The sequence below is a fragment of the Ruegeria sp. BHSC223 genome (genome assembly GCF_059613025.1).
This window is the reverse complement of record NZ_JBXWRR010000002.1, coordinates 574,967-590,068: the sequence shown is the minus strand read 5'-3', so window position 1 is coordinate 590,068 and position 15,102 is coordinate 574,967. Positions and strand designations below refer to the sequence as shown.

Sequence of the window (15,102 nt, the reverse complement as noted above, 5' to 3'; positions counted from 1 at the left end):
GTCGAAAAATCTTGGCCTCCGGCGGGGATATTTCCAGCAAGAGGAAGGGGGCGGGGCGGGATACGTATTTCCTCATAATTGACCGTGATGGCGTGCCGACCTTAGCCTGAGGCGGTTCAGAGTAAGACGCGCCGCAACCCATGGCGCATATCGGGGAGGAGAGACGTGAAACGCATTCTTTGCGCAGGAGCGGTGTCGGTGCTGGCGTTGGCATCCGCCGCGGCCGCCGAGATCAAGATCGCCCATGTCTATGGCAAGACCGGTCCGTTCGAGGCCTATGCCAAACAGTCCCATGACGGGCTGATGCTGGGGCTGGAATATGCAACCGGCGGGTCGATGGAGATCAATGGCGAAAAGATCGTGGTGATCGAGAAGGACACCCAGCTCAAGCCTGAAAACGGCAAGGCCCTGCTGGAAGAGGCCTATGGCGACGACGAGGTCGATCTGGCGGTGGGGCCGGTGAGTTCCGGCGTGGCGCTGGCGATGTTGCCGGTGGCCGAGGAATACGAAAAGGTGCTGATCGTCGAGCCGGCGGTTGCGGATTCGATCACCGGGGCCAACTGGAACCGCTATATCTTCCGCACCGGGCGCAACAGCAGTCAGGACGCGGTATCGAACGCCATCGCGCTGGCGGGTGAGAACGTGCATATCGCGACGCTGGCACAGGACTATGCCTTTGGCCGTGACGGCATCGCCGCCTTCAAAGAGGCGCTGGAGGGTGCGGGCTCGGGCATCGTGCACGAGGAATATGTGCCGACCGACACCACCGACTTTACCGCCGCGGCCGAGCGTATCTTTAACGCGATGAAGGATCTGGACGGCGAAAAACGCCTGTTCATCATCTGGGCCGGGGGCGGCAACCCGATGGGCAAGATCCAGGCGATGGATCCCAGCCGTTTCGGCATCGAGATCGCGACCGGCGGCAACATCCTGGCGGCAATGGCGGCCTACAAGGATTTCCCGGGCATGCAGGGGGCGACCTATTACTATTACGAGATCCCGCAGAACCCTGTGAACGACTGGCTGGTCAAGACCCACCAGGACCGTTTCGGCACCCCGCCCGACTTCTTCACCGCGGGCGGCATGGCGGCAGGTATCGCCGTGGTCGAGGCCATCAAGAAAGCTGGCTCCACCGATACCGAGGCGCTGATCTCGGCCATGGAAGGCATGGAATGGGAGACACCCAAGGGCAAGATGATGTTCCGCCCCGAGGATCACCAGGCGCTGCAATCCATGTATCACTTCAAGATCAAGGTGGACCCGAATGTCGAATGGGCCATCCCGGAACTGGTGCGCGAGTTGACGATCGACGATCTGCCGATCCCGATCCGCAACAACTAACTCCCCGACCTGGCCGGTCCCGTGGCGCGTGACGCGCCGGGACCGGCCTTTTTGCAAGCGGAAGACAAAGCCATGACATCCCCCATCCTGGCGACCGAGGGGCTGACCGTGCGGTTTGGCGGCCATGTGGCCGTGGACGCGGTTTCCTGCGCCTTTCACACCGGGGAACTCACCGCGATCGTGGGTCCGAACGGTGCCGGCAAGACCACCTATTTCAACCTGATCTCGGGCCAGATCCCGGCCAGCGCGGGCCGCGTCCTGCTGCGCGGGCGCGATATCTCGGGTCAGTCGGTGTCACAACGTACCCGCGCCGGGATCGGACGGGCGTTTCAGCTGACCAACCTGTTTCCCAATCTCAGCGTCTTGGAAAACGTGCGCCTGGTGGTGCAGTCCAAGGCCGGGCAAGGCATGAACCTGTGGTCCATGGCCAGCCGTCATGCGGAGCTGACCGAGGCGGCCGAAGCGATCCTTACCAGGGTGCGGTTGATCGACAACCGAGATCAGATCGTTTCGGAGTTGAGCCACGGCAATCAACGCAAGCTGGAGGTCGCGCTGCTGATCGCGCTCGATCCGGCTGTCTACATGTTCGACGAACCCACTGCCGGGATGAGCGTGGACGAGGCGCCCGTGGTGCTGGACCTGATTGCCGAGCTCAAGGAGCAGCGCGACCGGACGATCCTGCTGGTGGAACACAAAATGGACGTGATCCGCACGCTGGCCGACCGCATCATCGTGCTGCATAACGGTGCGCTGGCCGCCGATGGCGACCCGGCCACGGTGATGGCCTCGGATGTGGTGCAAGAGGCCTATATGGGCCGGGAGCTGGAAGATGTCTGATCCGATCCTGCGGCTGGAGGGCGTCTGTACCAACATCGCCCAGTATCACATCCTGCAAGGCGTTGACCTCGAGGTGCCGCGTGCCGCGGTGACCATGCTCCTGGGGCGCAACGGTGTGGGCAAGACCACCACCCTGCGATCCATCATCGGCCACTGGCGCGCGCATCAGGGCCGCGTCCTGCTGGACGGGCAGGACATCACCCGGATGCCGACACCCGCCATCGCGCGGGCCGGTGTCGGGTTCGTGCCCGAGGATATGGGCATCTTTGCCAATCTCACGGTCGAGGAAAACATGGTGCTGGCCGCCGTGTCCGGCCCCATCGACAGCGCGCGGCTCGACTGGGTGTTCCAGGCCTTTCCGCCGCTCAAGACCTTTTGGAAGTCCGAGGCGGGCAACCTGTCAGGTGGGCAGAAACAGATGCTGTCGATCGCGCGCGCAATGGTCGAGGAGCGGCGGCTCTACCTGATCGACGAGCCCACCAAGGGGCTGGCGCCGGCCATCGTGTCGACCATGGCCCGCGCGCTGCGCGAGTTGAAGGCGCAGGGCGCCTCGATCCTGCTGGTGGAACAGAACTTCTCGGTCGCGCGGGCGCTGGGCGACACCGCCTGTGTGATGGATGACGGGCGCATCGTCTGGTCCGGCGAGATGCGCGAACTGGCCACTGATGCGAGTTTGCAGGAGCGGTTGATGGGTCTGAGCATGGAGGCCCATTGAGATGCGCGTGGAGAGGTTGGAATTGAGTATTTTTGACCAGAAAGAAGCAGGAGGCATGTCATGAGCATGGCCCCCGAACACGCGCCCACGATGGCGCGGCTGTCGCTGGCGCAGCGGCTGGCGCCCTGGATGCCGGTGCTGCTGGTGCCACTGCTTGTCGTGGCCGGGCTGCTGGCGATCCCGAACACGTCGTCCTGGCTGACGCTGACGGTGTCGGGGCTGGCCATGGGCATGATGATCTTTCTGATGGCCTCGGGTCTGACGCTGGTGTTTGGCCTGATGGATGTCATCAATTTTGGCCATGGCGCGTTTGTCTCGGTGGGCGCCTTTGTCGGCGTTTCGGTGCTGCTTCTCTTGGGTGGCATGACCGGCGCGCCCTCGCTGGCGCTGAACCTTGCGGCGATGGGGCTCGCGGTGATCGGCGCGATGCTGGCCACCGGCGCCATGGGCTGGGCCTTTGAAAAGGTCATCGTCGAGCCGGTCTATGGTCATCACCTGAAACAGATCCTGGTCACCATGGGCGGGCTGATCGTGGTCGAGCAACTGATCATCGTGCTCTGGGGCCCCGAGGAGATCTATATCTCGCGCCCCGAGGCGCTGAAGGGCGCGATCACATTCGCGGGCGCCGCGCTGGAGAAATACCGGCTGGTGGCGGTGGGTCTGGGTCTTGTGGTCTTTGCCGCCATGCGCTGGACGCTGAGGCGCACCAAGATCGGGCTGATCGTGCGCGCGGGCGTCGAGAATGGCGAGATGGTGCAGGCGCTGGGCTATCGGCTGCGGCTGGTCTTTGTCGGTGTGTTCATCGCCGGGTCCGCGCTGGCCGGGCTGGGGGGCGTCATGTGGGGCCTCTATCAGGAGGTCGTGAATGCCCATATGGGCAATCAGGCGATGATCCTGATCTTTATCGTCGTCATCATTGGCGGGCTGGGCAGCGTCGAGGGCTGTTTCATCGGCGCCCTGCTGGTGGGACTGATGCAGAACTATGTCGCGTTTCTGGAGCCCAAGGTGGCGCTGATTTCCAATATCGGCCTGATGGTCGCGATCCTGATGTGGCGCCCCATGGGCATGATCCCGGTGGTGAAGGCAAAATGATCAAAGCGGTTCTTTCGGGCGACATGCCCCGCTCATCGGTGCTGGCCCTGGTCCTGGGGCTGATCCTGGTCTGTCTGGCGCTGGCGCCCTTCCTGTTTCCCGGCGTGCGCACCGTCGATACGGCGGCACGGATCTGCGTGTTCATCGTGCTGGTGGCCAGCTACGATCTGCTCTTGGGCTATGGCGGCATCGTCAGTTTCGCCCATACCATGTTCTTTGGCATCGGCGCCTATGGGGTCGCACTGGCCCTGACCCATATGGGGCGCGGGTTCGACGCGATCCTTGTGGGTGCGGCTGCGGGTGCGCTGCTGGCGGCGGTGCTGGCCTTTGTCATCGGCCTCTTCAGCCTGCGGGTAAGGGCGATCTTCTTTGCCATGATCACGCTTGCGGTGGCCTCGGCAGTGGCGGTTCTGGTCAGCCAGCTGTCGGGCCTGACCGGTGGCGAGGATGGGCTGACCTTCAAGACGCCGCGCGCGCTGGGCCCGGCCTTCAAGTTTGGGGACGAGCTGTTCGGGGTGAAACTGAACGGCAAGCTGCTCTCCTATTACGTCGTGTTCATCGGCAGTCTGGTCCTGTTCCTGCTGATGCTCAGGGTGGTGAACTCTCCCTTTGGCCGGGTGTTGCAGGCCATCCGCGAGAATGATTTCCGCGCCGAGGCGATCGGCTATCGGGTGGTCTATTACCGGGTTGCGGCGACTTGTCTCTCGGCGGCGGTGGCGGCGCTGGCGGGCAGTCTTTATGCGATCTGGCTGCGCTATGTGGGGCCGGAAACCACGCTGAGCATGGAGATCATGATCGACATCCTGCTGATGGTGGTGATCGGCGGCATGGGAACCATGTATGGCGCGGTGATCGGGGCAACGCTGCTGGTCTTGGCGCAGAACTATCTGCAAAACCTGATGGGCGTTGCCGGGTCTCTGGTTGAAGGGGTGCCGGTGCTGCCGCAACTCCTGGATGCCGACCGCTGGCTCTTGTGGCTGGGCGTGCTCTTTATCCTCAGCGTCTATTTCTTTCCCACCGGCGTGGTAGGGCGGTTGCGGCGCGGTTAAGTTCCGCGGATACGCTCGGCGGCGGCGGCGTAACCGCCCGCCGCCCCGTCGATGAAATGCACGTGGTCGTCGCGCATAGCCGAGGGCACGAAACAGGTCATCATTGCCTCGTCCTGAGCAAACAGACCATAGCGGATCTTGCCACGGCGCCGGGCTTCCTCGAGGATCGTCTCTATCCGTGCGCGAGTCTCGGCATCGCAATCGAGGGTCATCTTCAGCCCGTCATCGAATTTGCGGAAATCGGCGTTGCGGCTGACCATGCGGGCATAGTGACCGGGCTGAAAGTCGCCCAGCCGCAGACCGGTACGGAACAACAGCCAGATCAGCAGGTTCTGGCCCAGGAGCTTCAGCTTGTGCAGGCCCAGATTGCGGCCCTCGCGCGAGACATGTGCATCGAGCGACAGACCCGGCGGCGGCCAGGTGACGCCCGGACCACCCGGAGGGACCGGGTGGCCGCCTCTTTCCAGCCCGTCGGCGGTGATGACGACGCGCCGGGCCAGATCGGCAAAGTCGCGCTCGCTTGCCCTGTCGGTCGGATGCACCACAAGAGAGACGATCTGCCCATTCTGGGCACGCATGTTGGACCAGCGACAGGACAGGCCGGTCAGATCAGGCTGTGCACCGGGCGGGGCCGGGTCGACAGCGAAATCGCCAGCTTTCATCCGCGCCTCGGCCCAGGCCAGCCCGCGTCCCGAAAACATGGCGTAGTCGACCCCCGGCGAGGCTGCGTAGCGTGCTACTCGCACATCGCGTCGGGCCGTGCGAATCGCAGCCACCGGAATCAGGGCAGCCCGCAAGGCGATGCCGAACTCCTCTTCCGCCCAGCGGCGCAGATCTGCCAGCACCGCGCGCACTTGCTCGGCCTTGTCACCGGGCACCGCTAAACCGGCGCCGTCGCCGCCAAACACATAGGGAAAGCGCAGGTCACCCATTGCGTTGATCGTGGCCGAGATCACCGCCGCACCCACCATGTTCACTGTCTTGTAGCGCCCGCGCGCGATCTCTCCGGTACTGTCCACGATATCGGCGGTACCCAGCACCCAGTCATCGGGAAGGGGCGTGAACCGGGACGGCTCGGAAAGCTCGGGGAAATCCATCACCGGGCGTAGGGATGCATAAAACGAATCCGGATCGTCAACCATGTGACCCTCACAACAATACCCTTCTACATAGCAGCTTGACGGCGAAATCCAGAGCCTTGCGGCATGACGGGCGCGCTTGTGCGCAGGCCGATAACATGGCAACCATCGCGCACGCGTTCATGTGGGAGGAAAGCGCATGCAGGCTGGTCTGATCATTCTGTGTCTGGCCTATGTGCTCAGCCAGTTCTTTCGTGCCTTTCTGGCGGTGCTGACCGCCGATCTGGCCCGTGATATCGGCGCGCAGCCCGACGACCTGGCCTTTGCCTCGGGTCTGTGGTTTCTCACCTTCGCCGCGATGCAGATCCCCGTTGGCTGGGCGCTGGACCGGATCGGCCCGCGCCGGACGGCCGCAGCGCTGCTGATGGTGGGTGGCGGTGGTGGCGCTGCATTGTTTGCCCTGGCCACGGCGCCCCTGCATATCAGCGCGGCGATGGTACTGATTGGTGTGGGCTGTTCCCCGGTGCTGATGGCCTCGTATTTCATCTTTGCGCGCGAATACCCGCCCGCGCGCTTTGCCACCCTGGCTGCCGTGATGCTGGGTGTCGGGTCGGTGGGCAATCTGGTGGCCTCGTACCCCACCGCGTTGGCGGTCGAACTGATGGGATGGCGCGCGACGCTGGCCGGGTTGGCGGCGGTCTCGGCGGCTGTGGCGGTCGGCATCTGGGTTTCGGTGCGTGATCCCGAGATGGTGCAACACGATACCAAAGGCTCGCTGCTCGACCTGTTGAAGCAGCCGCTTCTGTGGACGATCCTGCCGCTGATGCTGGTGGCCTATGCGCCCTCGGCGGCGCTGCGCGGGCTCTGGGCGGGTCCCTATCTGCGCGATGTGTTCGGGCTTGAGACCAGCCAGATCGGGCAGGCGACGCTGATCATGGGGGCGGCGATGATTGCCGGCACCTTTGCCTATGGTCCGCTCGATCGGGTTCTCGGCTCTCGGAAATGGGTGGTGTTCGGAGGCAATCTGGGCGGCGCGCTGGCGCTGGGTCTGCTGGTTCTGTGGATCGACCTTGGTGTCTGGTCCTCGGTGGCGCTGATGGCGGCGATCGGCTTTCTGGGCGCCTCGTTTCCGGTGATCATGGCGCATGGCCGCGCCTTTATCCCTGCGCATCTGGTTGGGCGGGGTGTGACGCTTCTCAACCTCTTTGGCATCGGCGGTGTCGGGTTGATGCAATTCGTCACCGGGCGCCTGCACGAAGGCTATGCCGCCGCCGGCCCGGCCGCGCCCTATACTGCGATCGTGACCTTTTTCGCGGTCTCGATGGCGGTTGGTCTGGTGATCTATCTGTTCAGCCGCGACAGTCTGGCCTGACAGGGGCCTTTCCTCGGCGCCACTTTCCCTGTATGGAACCGCCGCCGGTCAAGGCGACCGGGTATATCTGGAGAAACAAGAAAATGGGTTATCGCGTCGTCGTCGCTGGCGCCACGGGCAATGTGGGCCGCGAAATGCTGAACATCCTGGCCGAGCGCCAGTTCCCCGTGGATGAGATTGCCGCGTTGGCAAGCCGTAAATCCCTGGGCACCGAAGTCAGCTTTGGCGACAAGACTATCAAGACCCAGGATCTGGACACTTTTGATTTCACCGGCTGGGACATGGCGCTGTTCGCCATCGGCTCGGACGCGACCAAGGTCTATGCGCCCAAGGCGGCGGCGGCTGGGTGCGTGGTGATCGACAACAGCTCGCTCTACCGCTATGACCCCGAGATTCCGCTGATCGTGCCCGAGTGCAACCCGCAGGCGGTGCATGGCTACAAGAACAAGATGATCATCGCCAACCCCAACTGCTCGACCGCGCAGATGGTGGTGGCGCTGAAGCCGCTGCATGACCGCGCCAAGATCAAGCGCGTCGTCGTCTCGACCTATCAGTCGGTGTCGGGCGCGGGCAAGGAAGGCATGGACGAGCTGTGGGAACAGACCAAGGCGGTCTATAACCCGACCTCGGACGTGCCGCCGAAGAAGTTCCAGAAGGAGATCGCCTTCAACGTCATTCCCCATATCGACGTCTTCATGGAAGACGGCTCGACCAAGGAGGAATGGAAGATGGTCGCCGAAACCAAGAAGATCGTCGATCCGTCGATCAAGGTCACCGCGACCTGTGTGCGGGTGCCGGTCTTTGTCGGACACTCCGAGGCGGTGAACATCGAGTTCGAGGAATTCCTGGACGAGGACGAGGCCCGCGACATCCTGCGCGAAAGCCCCGGCATCATGGTGATCGACAAGCGCGAGCCCGGCGGCTACGTCACGCCCAAGGAATGCGTGGGCGATTTCGCCACCTTCATCAGCCGCATCCGGCAGGATTCGACCGTCGAGAACGGGCTGAACCTGTGGTGCGTCTCGGACAACCTGCGCAAAGGCGCGGCGTTGAATGCGGTTCAGATCGCCGAATTGCTGGGTCGCGAGGTCCTGAAAAAGGGCTGACAGCGCTTAGCCAGAGATCGTTCTACACCCCTGCTCATCTGGGCAGGGGTGTTTTTTGTTGGCTTCAGGGCGCAAATCAACTCATGATTGAGATGGCTTGGGCTTTTTGATCAAAGTTGACCTGTTTCCGAATTCTCAAAAATTCGTTTTATTCGTGGCCAATTTTGGCCAGATCGAGTACAAACTTTTGTTTTTAGTGTGATTTATCACTTTTTTGACACAATCTTGCGCGATTCCCGACCGAATCGCGGCCAAGTATTAAGTCATCAGGAAGTCGAACCTTCGGCAAACACAGCAAGGCTTACCGGCCAAAGACCCTCAAAGAGGTATCGGAAAGGTTGTGCTCAACATGTGTCGCCGAGACTGTGCGCAAGTGTAAAGAGTCCGGATCGCGGCAAGTCTCCCAAGCGGTTTGACCCGGTCGATCAAGAAAAAAACAAGGCGGTATCGCCTCTGGACATAGAGGAAAACGAAAATGGCAACCATCATCACCTTCCCGCATCGCGACATCCAAACCCCCGTTTCGGGCGTCGAACCCAATGCCGATAACATCCTGTCGCTCGCCGATTGGCGCTCGCGGGGCAGGGCGTTGCGGACCGCCAACGGCGTCTTTTTCGTTTCGAATCCCTGGGGCAGCTCCGGCGACGCCGCTTGACCTCGACCATTCAACAACATTTTTCAGGAGTGACAGAGATGACCCAGACCCTTGCCCAGAAAGCCCGCCAGAACCGTATCGCCGCGCTGCAACATCTTCGGCTGACCCGTCAGGGTGCCGAAATGGAAAGCGAGGTGATCAACCTCTTTGCACACCGCGCGAGGCAAAAGGCGAAACCGGTCTTCAGCTCGGTGCGGGGTCAGGTCGGAGAAACACAGCTCGCCGCCTGAGACCTGGTTGGATGGACATGCAGAAGGCGCCCGACGGGCGCCTTTTCCATGCGGTGACGAGCGGAGGGGTCCAGCTGGCGCCCGGTCAAAGTTACGAACAACAAGGTCCTGACCGCCTCAGACGGGTACGAAGCGTTCCTCTGCCGGCTCGTAGCATTGCAGGCCACCTTCGCCGATATCGGTCCAGAGGCCGTGCAGGCTCAGGCTGCCTTCGTCGACCGCCGAGGCGATGAAGGGGAAGGTCATCAGGTTCTCCAGCGAGGCGACGACGGCGTGTTTTTCAAGTTGTCGGACCTGCTCGTCCTCGTCCTCGATCTTGGCCACATGATCGTATTTCGGCTTGAGGATATCCATCCAGCGCCCGACAAAGCTCTCCTTGGCCTCCAACTGGGGCGCGTGACCCTTGCACATGTCCAGACACCCGCGAACACCGCCGCATTGCGAATGGCCCAAAACGATAAGGTGCGCGACCTTGAGCACGGTAACCGCGTATTCGACCGCGGCGCTGGTGCCGTGATGGTCGCCATCGGGCAGATAGGGCGGCACCAGGTTGGCGACATTGCGGTGGATAAAGAACTCTCCCTGGTCGGCCCCGAAGATCGACGTCACATGCACCCGGCTGTCACAGCATGAGATCACCATGGCACGCGGCCGCTGGCCCTCGGTCGCGAGGCGTCGGTACCAAACCTGGTTCTCGGCATAGGTTGTCGCCTTCCAGCCGTGGTAGCGCTGGACCAGATAGTTGGGCAGAGGGCGGGCGAGTTTCATTCTTGTCTTTCCTGTCGCTGACCTGTCGTGACAGCCTCCTTTAGGCCAGTTTGAAAGAAAATTCGAGGTATTTCCCGTCGCAGCGGAAACCTTTTGAAAACCTCTCGCGGAACAGGATGTCGAACGTGTCGTGGGGGCACAAGACTTTGGGGTGAGATGTGGTGGTTGAAGTAATCACGCTTGTGCAAAGCGAATCCGTGCGGCTGGACCCGGATCGGCTGGGCGGGCTGTATCGGCAATTGGGAGATGCCGGTGCCGAGGATGTCGTGTGTCGTGCGATCGAGGAATTGGCCGTGAGGTTGACCAATTGCGAAAGGCTGTGGCGGGACCGCGATTGGAAAGCGTTGCGCAAATGCGCCCGCTCGCTGATCGCGATTTCCGAACAGATCGGCATGGTGGCGCTCGCTCGTGTCGCGCGTCTGCTCACCGATGCTATCGACAACGGCGACTATGTCGCCACCAGCGCCGTGCTCTACCGGCTGATCCGCGTGGGCGAGAAATCCCTGACCGAGGTCTGGGATCAGCAGGACCTGTCGATCTGAACCTGCTATCTGAGGGCTTGCAGGTCGCGGCAGGCCCGATAGTCTGGACCTGTCACCATGTTGGAAAGGTTGCAGATGCCCCTCAGTTTCGCCCCCGCCGATGCGGATGCGCTGCCGCTTCATGTCATCGAACAGGCTGCTCTGGAGGGCTGGCTGCAAGATCAACCGGCTCCCGTCGCCGCCTGGGTCAAGGCGAGCGGGTTTACCGGCGCAATCGGCCAGGCGCTGCCGATTCCGGGCGAGGCCGGTGCGCCCGTCATGGCGCTGGCGGGTTATGGCAGTGCCCAGACCCGCGCCCGCAAACGCTTTGTCCTGGCCGCCGCGGCCGAGAAGCTGCCCGAAGGTATCTGGCGCATCGCCTCGGGTTTGCCCGAGGCGCAGGCCGAGGCCGAGTGTTTCGGCTGGCTGATGACCGGTTATGTGTTTGACCGCTACAAGGGGCAGTCGCCGGCCAAGGCCCGTCTGGTGGCCCCCGCCGGGGTCGATGTCGCCCGGATCGAGGCGATGGCGGCCGCCGAGGCGCTGACCCGCGACCTGATCAACACGCCGGCTCAGGATATGGGCCCCGATGCGCTACAAGCGGCGGTCGAAGCGCTTGCGGATGAGTTTGGCGCGACCTGCACCGCGATCGTCGGCGACGATCTGCTCAGCCACGATTTCCCGATGATCCATGCGGTCGGACGTGCCGCCGCCCGCGCGCCGCGATTGATCGAACTGCGCCGGGGCGAGAGCGGTCCGAAACTGACGCTGGTGGGCAAGGGGGTCTGTTTCGATACCGGTGGCCTGAACCTCAAGCCGGGCAACAGCATGGCTCTGATGAAAAAGGACATGGGCGGGGCGGCCAACGTCCTGGGCCTGGCGCGGATGATCATGGCGCTGGATCTGCCGGTGCAACTCAGGGTGCTGATCCCTGCGGTGGAAAACGCGGTGTCGGGCAATGCGTTGCGACCCGGCGATATCCTGACCTCGCGCAAGGGGCTGACGGTCGAGATCAACAATACCGATGCCGAGGGGCGGCTGGTGCTGGCTGATGCGCTGGCACTGGCGGACGAGGGCGCGCCCGATCTGGTGATCTCGATGGCAACGCTGACCGGTGCCGCGCGGGTCGCGGTTGGCCCCGATCTGGCGCCCTTCTACAGCGATGACGACAGCGCCGCGCAGGCCTTGGCCGAGGCGGCGGCAGGCGCGGCGGATCCGGTCTGGCGAATGCCGTTCCACACTCCTTATGAAGAGATGATCGAGCCGGGCATCGCAGATCTGGACAACGCACCCGGCGGCGGTTTCGCCGGGTCGATCACCGCCGCGCTGTTCCTGCGCCGCTTTGTCGACGCGCGCTACATGCATTTCGATATCTATGGCTGGCAGCCGGTCAAGGCGCCGGGCCATCCCAAGGGTGGCGTGGGTCAGGGGCCGCGAGCGCTGTTTGCGGCGCTGCCACGGATACTGAACCTGTGAGCGGCCCCTGCATCCTGCGCCCGGTCGTCGACCTGTTGCGCCGCCCGGAGGGGCCGCGAGAACGGCAGGTTCTGCTGGGCGCACGGGTCGAGGTGCTGGAAACCCTGGGTGACTGGGCCCGTATCCGTGCCGACAAGGACGGCTACGAGGGCTGGCTGCGCGCCGATACTCTGGGCGCAGAGGAGGAGCCGACCCATTGGGTCAGTGCGCCCGCAACCCATGCCTATGCCCGCGCCGACCTGAAAAGCCCCGACCTGATGGCGCTGAGTTTCGGGTCACGGGTCAGGGTGCGCGCGGTGTCCGGCCATTTTGCCGAAACGGCACAGGGCCATATCCCGGTGCAGCACCTGACCCCGATGGGCCAGTTTTTGACCGACCCCGTGGCGGTGGCCGAGCTGTTTCTGGGCACGCCCTATCTTTGGGGTGGGGACAGTCGGTGGGGTATCGACTGTTCAGGGCTGGTGCAGGCGGCGCTGCTGGCCTGTGGTCACCCCTGCCCCGGCGACAGCGGCCCGCAATCGCGCGCGGTCGGCACCCTGCTGGCGCCTGGCACCCAGCCTCAGCGTGGCGACCTGCTGTTCTGGAGCGGTCACGTGGCACTCGTCGCGGATGCCGACCGCATCCTGCACGCCAATGCCAATGACATGGCGGTCGCTTATGAGCCGACCGCCGCGGCAATCGCGCGTATCATCGCGCAGGGCGAAGGGCCAGTGACAGCGCATCGCAGGCCCGCCATCCCCGCTTGAACCCGTGTCTCGGGTTCGGTAGGGACAGAATGCGCGCAATCGGGAGGCATTTATGCAGGACGATCCGAAAACACTGGTTTCCACCGACTGGCTCGCCGCCCATCTGAAGGATCCCGATCTGCGGATTCTCGACGGGTCCTGGCACCTGCCGCATCTGGGACGTGACGCCAAGGCTGAATATGATGCCGCCCATATCCCCGGCGCACGGTTCTTCGATATCGACGATATCTCGGACCACCGCTCGGACCTGCCGCATATGGTGCCGCCGGTCGAGAAATTCATGTCGCGCCTGCGGGCGATGGGCGTGGGCGATGGCCATCAGGTGGTGGTCTACGACACGCTGGGCCTGCAATCGGCGGCGCGGGTGTGGTGGCTGTTCAAGCTGATGGGGCAGGACAATATCGCGGTGCTGGATGGCGGTCTGCCGAAGTGGCAGGCCGAGGGGCATCCGATCGAGGACCTGCCACCGGTGATCCGTGACCGGCACATGACTGTTCGCGTCCAGAACCACCTGTTGCGGGATGTCACGCAAGTGTCGGCGGCGGCCAAGCTCAATGATCACGAGATCGTCGATGCCCGCTCGGCCGGGCGCTTTGCCGGAACCGATCCCGAACCGCGCCCGGGTCTGCGTGGCGGCCATATCCCGGGGTCGAAGAACGTGCCCTTTGCCACGCTCTTGACCAAGAACGGTACGATGAAATCGCCCGCCGACTGCCGCGCCGTGTTCGAGGCCGCGGGTGTCGATCTGTCCAAGCCGGTGATCACCACCTGCGGCTCGGGCGTGACGGCGGCGATTCTCAGCCTGGCGCTTCAGCGCATGGGCAAGACCGATCACTCGCTTTATGACGGCTCCTGGGCTGAATGGGGTGCCTTCCCGACCCTGCCCGTCGCAACTGGAGAGAACTGATGTTCGAAAACCTCAAGGCGCAGCCTGCGGACAAGATCCTTGCATTGATGCAGATGTACAAGGACGATCCGCGCACCGACAAGATCGACCTGGGTGTTGGCGTCTACAAGAACGCCGAGGGCGTGACCCCGGTGATGCGCGCCGTGAAGGCCGCCGAAAAGATCGTGTGGGAGCAACAGGAGAGCAAATCCTATACCGGGTTGATTGGTGACCCGGCCTATTCGGATGCGATGATCAAGCTGATCCTGGGCGACGCGGTGCCGCGCGCAAATGTCGGCGCTGCGGCCACGCCGGGTGGCACCGGTGCCTGTCGGCAGGCGTTCGAGCTGATCAAGATGGCCAGCCCCGAGGCGCGCGTTTTCGTGTCGGACCCGACCTGGCCCAACCATATCTCGATCCTGAATTATCTGGGCATGACCATGGTGCCCTATCGCTATTTCGATGCCGAAAGCCGTGGCGTCGATTTCGAGGGTATGCTGGCCGATCTGGGCCAGGCGCGCGCGGGCGACGTGGTGCTGCTGCATGGCTGCTGCCATAACCCGACCGGCGCGAACCTGAACCCGAGCCAGTGGCAAGAGGTGGTGAAGCTGATCAACGCCAAGGGCCTGGTTGCGATGATCGACATCGCCTATCAGGGCTTTGGCGACGGGCTGGAGGAAGATGCGCAAGGTACCCGGTTGGTGGCCTCGTCGGTCAAGGAATGCCTGATCGCGGCGTCGTGCTCGAAGAACTTCGGTGTCTACCGCGAGCGCACCGGCCTGTTGATGGCGGTGAGCCAGGACAGCGGCCAGACCGCGCTGAACCAGGCGACCCTGGCGTTTCTGAACCGTCAGAACTACTCCTTCCCGCCCGATCACGGCGCGCGGGTGGTGACGACGATCCTCAACGACGACGTGCTGCGCGCCGACTGGATGGCCGAGCTGGAGGAAATCCGACTGTCGATGCTGGGTCTGCGTCAGCAATTGGCCGACGAGTTGCAGCGTCTGAGCGGCTCGGACCGGTTCGGCTTCATCGCGCAGCATCGCGGCATGTTCTCGCGCATCGGCGCTGCGCCCGAACTGGTCGAGAAGCTGCGGACCGAATTCGGCATCTACATGGTGGGCGACAGCCGGATGAATATCGCCGGGCTGAACGCCAAGACGGTACCGATCCTGGCCAAGGCGATCATCGACGCCGGGATCTGAACCCCAGCGCCCAATGGCAAAGGC

The 15,102-nt window shown here is 63.3% G+C and carries 16 protein-coding genes; 14 read left to right on the top strand and 2 right to left on the bottom strand.

The features are described 5' to 3' along the window. Positions 1-165 precede the first annotated feature (165 nt). The 5 genes from AC2FNY_RS06935 to AC2FNY_RS06915 all read left to right on the top strand — a co-directional run bounded on the left by AC2FNY_RS06935 (position 166) and on the right by AC2FNY_RS06915 (position 5,034). A complete protein-coding gene (locus AC2FNY_RS06935) occupies positions 166-1,341 on the top strand; it encodes a substrate-binding domain-containing protein (RefSeq protein ID WP_234137048.1) in 1,176 nt (391 codons plus the stop codon). A 72-nt stretch (positions 1,342-1,413) separates the two neighbouring features. Then, entirely contained in the window at positions 1,414-2,178 is a 765-nt protein-coding gene (locus tag AC2FNY_RS06930) for an ABC transporter ATP-binding protein (RefSeq protein ID WP_234142325.1), read from the top strand. Beyond that, a complete protein-coding gene (locus tag AC2FNY_RS06925; protein ID WP_496802024.1) occupies positions 2,171-2,893 on the top strand; it encodes an ABC transporter ATP-binding protein in 723 nt (240 codons plus the stop codon). Before AC2FNY_RS06930 ends, AC2FNY_RS06925 begins: the two co-directional genes overlap by 8 nt. Positions 2,894-2,953: 60 nt before the next feature. Next, complete coding sequence (locus tag AC2FNY_RS06920; protein ID WP_496802023.1) at positions 2,954-3,985, top strand: branched-chain amino acid ABC transporter permease; 1,032 nt, start codon at positions 2,954-2,956, stop codon at positions 3,983-3,985. Then, positions 3,982-5,034 (top strand): branched-chain amino acid ABC transporter permease, encoded by a 1,053-nt coding sequence (locus AC2FNY_RS06915; protein WP_496802022.1) that lies wholly within the window; start codon positions 3,982-3,984, stop codon positions 5,032-5,034. The genes AC2FNY_RS06920 and AC2FNY_RS06915 overlap by 4 nt, the downstream gene beginning before the upstream one ends. On the opposite strand, the gene AC2FNY_RS06910 is transcribed toward AC2FNY_RS06915, so the two are convergent. Beyond that, on the bottom strand, positions 5,031-6,176 hold the full coding sequence (locus AC2FNY_RS06910) for a DUF3095 domain-containing protein (protein ID WP_496802021.1): 1,146 nt from the start codon (positions 6,174-6,176) through the stop codon (positions 5,031-5,033). The genes AC2FNY_RS06915 and AC2FNY_RS06910 overlap by 4 nt on opposite strands. 136 nt (positions 6,177-6,312) lie before the next feature. Here AC2FNY_RS06910 and AC2FNY_RS06905 point away from each other — a divergent pair, with 136 nt between their 5' ends. From AC2FNY_RS06905 to AC2FNY_RS06890, 4 genes are all read left to right on the top strand, one after another. Next, positions 6,313-7,485, top strand: a complete 1,173-nt coding sequence (locus tag AC2FNY_RS06905; protein ID WP_496802020.1) for an MFS transporter — start codon at positions 6,313-6,315, stop codon at positions 7,483-7,485. An 83-nt stretch (positions 7,486-7,568) separates the two neighbouring features. Beyond that, entirely contained in the window at positions 7,569-8,591 is a 1,023-nt protein-coding gene (locus tag AC2FNY_RS06900) for an aspartate-semialdehyde dehydrogenase (RefSeq protein WP_496802019.1), read from the top strand. A gap of 475 nt (positions 8,592-9,066) precedes the next feature. Continuing rightward, a complete protein-coding gene (locus AC2FNY_RS06895; protein ID WP_234137055.1) occupies positions 9,067-9,246 on the top strand; it encodes a hypothetical protein in 180 nt (59 codons plus the stop codon). Between the two features lie 38 nt (positions 9,247-9,284). Then, positions 9,285-9,476 (top strand): hypothetical protein, encoded by a 192-nt coding sequence (locus AC2FNY_RS06890; RefSeq protein ID WP_234137056.1) that lies wholly within the window; start codon positions 9,285-9,287, stop codon positions 9,474-9,476. A gap of 117 nt (positions 9,477-9,593) precedes the next feature. On the opposite strand, the gene AC2FNY_RS06885 is transcribed toward AC2FNY_RS06890, so the two are convergent. Next, entirely contained in the window at positions 9,594-10,244 is a 651-nt protein-coding gene (locus tag AC2FNY_RS06885; protein WP_234137057.1) for a carbonic anhydrase, read from the bottom strand. 158 nt (positions 10,245-10,402) lie between these two features. Here AC2FNY_RS06885 and AC2FNY_RS06880 point away from each other — a divergent pair, with 158 nt between their 5' ends. The 5 genes from AC2FNY_RS06880 (at position 10,403) to AC2FNY_RS06860 (ending at position 15,078) form a co-directional block, all read left to right on the top strand. Continuing rightward, entirely contained in the window at positions 10,403-10,786 is a 384-nt protein-coding gene (locus AC2FNY_RS06880) for a hypothetical protein (protein ID WP_234142333.1), read from the top strand. 75 nt (positions 10,787-10,861) lie between these two features. Next, on the top strand, positions 10,862-12,241 hold the full coding sequence (locus tag AC2FNY_RS06875; protein WP_496802018.1) for a leucyl aminopeptidase family protein: 1,380 nt from the start codon (positions 10,862-10,864) through the stop codon (positions 12,239-12,241). Further along, on the top strand, positions 12,238-12,987 hold the full coding sequence (locus AC2FNY_RS06870; RefSeq protein WP_496802017.1) for a C40 family peptidase: 750 nt from the start codon (positions 12,238-12,240) through the stop codon (positions 12,985-12,987). Before AC2FNY_RS06875 ends, AC2FNY_RS06870 begins: the two co-directional genes overlap by 4 nt. Positions 12,988-13,039: 52 nt before the next feature. After that, on the top strand, positions 13,040-13,894 hold the full coding sequence (gene sseA, locus AC2FNY_RS06865) for a 3-mercaptopyruvate sulfurtransferase (protein ID WP_234137061.1): 855 nt from the start codon (positions 13,040-13,042) through the stop codon (positions 13,892-13,894). Next, complete coding sequence (locus tag AC2FNY_RS06860) at positions 13,894-15,078, top strand: amino acid aminotransferase (RefSeq protein WP_496802016.1); 1,185 nt, start codon at positions 13,894-13,896, stop codon at positions 15,076-15,078. The genes sseA and AC2FNY_RS06860 overlap by 1 nt, the downstream gene beginning before the upstream one ends. Positions 15,079-15,102: the final 24 nt, after the last annotated feature.